This window comes from Lactococcus sp. DD01, assembly GCF_001578715.1.
Taxonomy (GTDB): domain Bacteria; phylum Bacillota; class Bacilli; order Lactobacillales; family Streptococcaceae; genus Lactococcus; species Lactococcus petauri.
In genome coordinates this window covers 16,051-17,073 of record NZ_KQ968941.1, presented here as the reverse complement: position 1 = coordinate 17,073, position 1,023 = coordinate 16,051, and the positions used below count along the sequence as shown (strand labels likewise).

Sequence of the window (1,023 nt, the reverse complement as noted above, 5' to 3'; positions counted from 1 at the left end):
GCTATGTTAAGTCTTGCAAAACAACCAAACAATATAAGGCATCACTTCGTATAGAAACCTCTCTGGGCCTTCTCTGCTCAGGTGGACTGGAAGGAAAGGCTTAGGATGATTTCTAAAAATGGCAAAGTCTTCATCGCTAATATTTTCTGCTATGTGTTTGGCTACTCTCGGATGAAATACCTTTAACTTACGATGGATTGTGAACAAGCCACTCTCTTTAATTGCTTAAACAATGCTTTCTTTGAGCTTTGGGGGTGTTTCCGGAGAAATTTGGTTTGATAACATGAAGACCGTGGTTGGTCATTCTAAAAGTTAATTCACGCATGCCGTATTCAACGAAACTTTTAGACAGGATGCCAAGGATGCTGGATTTAAGCCCATTGCGTGTCGGCTCTTTAGAACACAGATTAAAGGAAAGGTCGAAGCTTAGGCACGTATAGTGTTTTCAAGAAATTGTGACGATGTTCATGGAGAGTTTGAACCATAACGAGCCTTCCAAAGAACTTGGTTGACCTCCTGCTTTACGTTATCATGAAGACAAAGGAAGCTTTATGACTTATGATGATGAAAAACTTCCTTTCTATGCTCATCCTAAAAACTAGAAATGATTCGTAAAGTCTCTAAAGAATAAATGGTACTCTATGAAGTCAGAAAATTTTCCGTCACTCTCTCAACCAAGGAACACAATGTTATTTTTTGAAGTAAATAACATTGTGTTCCTTGAAATCTATGACGATGGGCTTCTTGTTTATGAACATCAACTGATGGATAAATCCTTTAATTATCAAAGAGAAGATTATCTTGAAATTGCCAAATCAGATATCTATAGTCATTTAACTGAAGAAGCCTTGGAAGCCAGAGTGAATAAAAAAACCTCCACTTATGAGGAGGACTACAAAATATTTAAGGTAGCTTTGAGGTACACTTTTTCATGTGAGTAATAAAAAATCTTGCGATATAATATGCCTGAAAACAAATCTAAAATCCCCCCCCCTACTATATAGCAAAAGTATGTGCTTTAAT

General features: G+C 36.8%; 1 protein-coding gene. It reads left to right on the top strand.

Annotated elements, in window-relative coordinates; all coding sequences use genetic code 11:
* Window positions 1–686 precede the first annotated feature (686 nt).
* Window positions 687–941: a hypothetical protein gene (locus tag LACDD01_RS09010; RefSeq protein ID WP_061414569.1), complete on the top strand. Its 255-nt coding sequence runs from the start codon at window positions 687–689 to the stop codon at window positions 939–941.
* Window positions 942–1,023 lie beyond the last annotated feature (82 nt).

Excerpts from the sequence above, each read along its gene's own strand:
- LACDD01_RS09010 (WP_061414569.1), top strand. The coding sequence starts at position 687 with ATGTTATTTTTTGAAGTAAATAACATTGTGTTCCTTGAAATCTATGAC.